The sequence below is a fragment of the Mesobacillus sp. genome, from assembly GCF_057785455.1.
Genome location: NZ_JBYNSB010000054.1, coordinates 1 through 4,261 on the forward strand (window position 1 = coordinate 1; position 4,261 = coordinate 4,261).

6 protein-coding genes are annotated in these 4,261 nt (G+C 41.4%); 4 read left to right on the forward strand and 2 right to left on the reverse strand.

Translation table 11 applies throughout. The features are described 5' to 3' along the window. The 4 genes from AC3EBE_RS19910 to AC3EBE_RS19925 form a co-directional block, all read left to right on the forward strand. Nucleotides 1-504: GspH/FimT family protein (locus AC3EBE_RS19910; RefSeq protein WP_488596762.1), on the forward strand; the 504-nt coding region annotated here is incomplete at its 5' end. Next, entirely contained in the window at nucleotides 492-851 is a 360-nt protein-coding gene (locus AC3EBE_RS19915; RefSeq protein ID WP_488596763.1) for a prepilin-type N-terminal cleavage/methylation domain-containing protein, read from the forward strand. The genes AC3EBE_RS19910 and AC3EBE_RS19915, both read left to right, overlap by 13 nt. Before the next feature lie 10 nt (nucleotides 852-861). Next, nucleotides 862-1,812: a PilW family protein gene (locus AC3EBE_RS19920; RefSeq protein WP_488596764.1), complete on the forward strand. Its 951-nt coding sequence runs from the start codon at nucleotides 862-864 to the stop codon at nucleotides 1,810-1,812. A gap of 2 nt (nucleotides 1,813-1,814) precedes the next feature. After that, nucleotides 1,815-3,560, forward strand: a complete 1,746-nt coding sequence (locus tag AC3EBE_RS19925; RefSeq protein ID WP_488596765.1) for a hypothetical protein — start codon at nucleotides 1,815-1,817, stop codon at nucleotides 3,558-3,560. 289 nt (nucleotides 3,561-3,849) lie between these two features. Here AC3EBE_RS19925 and AC3EBE_RS19930 read toward each other — a convergent pair whose 3' ends face one another. Both AC3EBE_RS19930 and AC3EBE_RS19935 read right to left on the reverse strand, forming a co-directional pair. Further along, entirely contained in the window at nucleotides 3,850-4,068 is a 219-nt protein-coding gene (locus AC3EBE_RS19930; RefSeq protein WP_488596766.1) for a type II toxin-antitoxin system HicA family toxin, read from the reverse strand. Then, nucleotides 4,069-4,261 (reverse strand): type II toxin-antitoxin system HicB family antitoxin (locus tag AC3EBE_RS19935; protein WP_488596767.1); only part of this gene is annotated, 193 nt, incomplete at its 5' end.

A 4,261-nucleotide genomic window follows, 5' to 3' on the forward strand; every position in this document is an offset into this window, starting at 1 on the left:
CAATATGGCATCTTATTTGCTATAAATAAAAACATGAGACAAAAAGGCTTTTCGATAGTTGAGTTGATGATTGTTGTCTCGATCCTTGCGATTTTGGCAGCTATTGCAATCCCTGCCCTGCTAAAATTTCAAAGAGACTACAAGTTCATAGACTATGCCTCGCAGATGGAATATATGGTGAAAATGGCAAAGATTTATGCAATGGAAAGGACTACCAATGTAGGAGTGTGTGTGCAAGGCAATACATTGACTATTCGGGATATTGGGACGAGCAGGGGAGCAGGGATATGTTCAGGAACTAATGTATTAAGAACGATGTCGGTTACGGATAGCTATGTTACTCTTGCAGGTTCAGGGGCATCTTTTGATCCAAGGGGGCTGGCAATTTTTACTGGCAATGTCTGCGTTGCATATGACGGCAAGCATCGAAAGGTATGTATAAGCAGGACAGGGGTAAGAACTGATATTGAAAGGACAGGGGAGTGTGTTACATGTACTCAATAATCAAAAATAACAAAGGCTTTTCACTTATTGAGGCATTGATTGCGATTGCTATAATCAGCATCGCATTATTAGGTCTCGCCAGCATACAGGGGACTTTTGCAACCCGGACTGTTGACAGGACAGTACAGAACTCATTGATAGATGCTGCATCGAGCGCCCTCACACATTGCCAGAATGTTAATACAAATCCACCTGCTTCTTACACTTACGAGGGGGATCTTGTTGTCAATGTAGCTCAAAGCGGAAGCTGCAGCCCTGCCTTAAATACCTGTAATGATGTAACCATGACTGCATCAGCAATGGGAAAAAGCTTTGCTCTAACAACAAGGGTATGCAACTTCAAATAGAGGTGAAAATATGATAAAGATATTTAACAATAAAGGATTTTCTCTGGTCGAGGTGCTTATTGCAATAGTGCTTACATCTGTTGTCTTAGGGGCAATTATGATGTCCTTTACATCTGCAACAAGGATATTTAGAGAGGCAAAGAGCATTTCTGACAACATTGAGACCAAAACGCCCTCTATCGAATTAATCTCCAGATATTTCGACAGATGGGGAGTGGGGGTAGTGTCGAGGGCTGATAGAAATGATTGCAGTGCTGCTGTATGCCCTGCGCAACGAAAGTCTCTGATAATCACAACAAGCGGAGAATGCTCAGATGTAACCTTTTGGGGTAATATACATGGTAGCGGAGTAGTCGAAAGTCTAAGCAACGGCGTCTCAACTGCTAATTTGATAAGCTGCAGATTAAGCAAGAATTCAAATCAGGACTGTTATGTCATCTGGAGTAATAATACTCCTATGAACCCTGTTATTTCAGGTAATATTGACCCGGTGTCCCTTCGTGATGATATTACAAACCAAAATACAGACTGCACCAATCTACCATCATCACCACCATACGCTAATTCCACAATGAGTGCAACTCTTTACACACGTACAGCACTTAGTCCCAAACCTCTTCAGACTGGTGATGTGATACAACGTTCTCATCACCAGATAAGGTTTTTTTGTCAGCAAAATCCAGCAGATTTAAATAGATTATGGCTTTATGTGGGTTTGATTGATAGGTCAAATGGCTTTTGTAATGATGGACAGGATGGACCTTACCCATTAGCGCCAGTAACCGCTTTTACTGCTGTTGCAATTGAAGAATCACCACTTCCACCAGGAACAACCTGTGCACCAGCAACAGGTGGAACAGGATGTGGCGCTGCGCGGGTTTCTGTAACCTTCAGGAGTCCATCTCCAAGACATGGTGGTCAGTTTGATACATATACAGTAACTAAGGTTTTCGGGAGGTAAAAATGAAAAAATCAGGATATATAAAAAATGAAAAAGGCATTGCAATTGTAGCCGCTTTGATAGTCATGCTTCTGCTTCTTGTTCTGGGGGCGGCGGCGATGCAAATGTCAACGCTCGGCTTTACTGCAATATCGGCAGAAAAGAAATATCAGCTTGCAAACTGGGCGGCAGAATATGGTGTAAATGAGGGCATTAGACCGCTTGCCCCAAATATTAATAATCCGACCTGCCCGTCAGGTGGAAGCGGCTCTGTAGGAAACAGCTCTAATTATACCTATTTTGCTACATCTCTTGCTGGAAACCTTTGCTTCATCCATGCCACTGGCACGCAGGGCAATGCAAAGGTTGTCAAATCAGTAGTTGTTCCAAGAAATGCAATCGCCCAGAGCGCTCCATTGGTCTTTAGAGGCGGCGGGATTTTAAATGTTAGAGGAAGCTCTTCAATAGTTAATTGCGACCCTACCTGCAAGACCCCCGGCGTCCTTTATGGCGGGTCAAGTTTCAGTATTGATGTCAATGCAACTTCAGATGACACTGTATGCCCGAATAACCCAAGAGGCGTATATGGCTCGCCTTATGCCATTCAGTCAGAGAACGGGACCCCTTGTGCAAGCAATGGAAACTGCCCTGTTACGGGCAACCTTTTGCCTGATCAGGTTTCTCAAATCTTTAATGCTGATAACTGGGGAGACCTCCTTAGCCGCTTGTCCGTTCCAACATATAATGGTACAACAGTTAATGTAGCGAATCTCACAGCATCTGGCACCGCTGTCCCAGCAACCACATGCACTTGCAACAATACTTCTTTTACACTAACCAACGCAACAAATTCTTGCACTGGCGTTCCAGATTTTGCAGCATGCGGAGGGAAACTCCGATTTAATGAACCCTTTACAATAAATACAATTCCTGCAACTATTACCGATATTGTTAGTGAAGGTACTATTACTTTTTCTGGAGTGCCAAATAATACAACATTTACAGGAAAAAATTTTTATACAACCTCTACTACTGCCAATATTGTGATAAATGATGCAGATGCGAGCTTTGACAACTCAAAGTTGGTCTCAGCAGGCAATATAACACTTGCAAACGCTGATATTATCTCAAATAATTCATTGTTGGCTACAACTAATACTGGCGCTGGCATTGGAAACATCACTTTAAATGTTGGAATCATAAGAAACTCTACAATTGTTGCAAAGGGCAATTTTAGGCATAACAGCACTGATACAATTGATAATACTTTTAGGGATGCCATTAGAAATTCATTTGTATTTTCTAATACGACGACCATCATTAAGGGGTCTGCAAATGTTACCGGGGGCATCTTTTATTCTCAGGGCGCTACGACATTTCCTGACGCTGTCGGAAACATTCAGTTTGGGAGTTGTTCAAGCTGTAATATAAATGACTGTACAAGTCCTAACTGTAACCCAGTGCTGCTAATAGCAGGCGGCAATATAAGTTTTGACGGAAGAGGCACTGTTGATATATTTGGCTCTGTATTTGCTAACGAGTCGGTAAATTACTCGGGCGTGGGCGGCTTTTCTATCAGCGGCACCGTAGTAAGCAACGGCACAACCCCCGCTTCAACTTTTGATGGCTCTGGTAATGCCAATATCAGATTTAATAATTGTGTTATATGTGAACTCCGCACCGAATTTCCTATTTTAAGATCGCCAAGCTGCGACTCAGGAGGCGCAAGAGGTCCATATATTGTTAACACAAAGATGACTCATTATTAGAAATACAGTATTCTAACAGCGACCATTTTAAATTGTGTCATGGGGGTCAAACTTTCATTATTCATTTATCAAATTCTTCTTTAGATTTTCTATTTCCTTATTTTTCTAATTCTTTGGACATCATACCTATTTCTTATGGCTGGGTTTTTTTATAAATTTTTTACGAAAGAACCGAAATTCTTGGATAGGAAGGGTCTTTGTTTAAAATAACCTTCTCATCAAATATCAGATTGGAGACAAATTCTTTAATTTCATGAGAGGTGAATTTTTTCATATCGGGAATGTATTTCTACCGGGCTTTTAAGAATTCATTTACTGTCAGTCCACTTTTTCTAATAAGCCCTCGTAATAATCCCGGTGCTAATTCTCTGTGGCTTGGAACTGATAAGGTGGGAGGTGATTCGTGATAAAGTATCATATGGCTTCCTGTTTGATGGTCAAGGATATAGCCAAACTTTTGAAAAATCTTTACTGCCTCTTCGCCAGAGATATTGGATAATATGCCCAATTAAACAGTAACCTCACCCAGAAATACAGCCCTTTCTTCAAAAACATCTAATCTCCCATGTTTTTTTTCTACCTCTATCCATCCCCTAATCGCATCCTTTATATTTTCGAGAGCTTCATCTATTGTCTTACCCTGACTCATACATCCCACCAGCTCAGGGACATCAACAACATATCCTTTATACTCAGGGTCG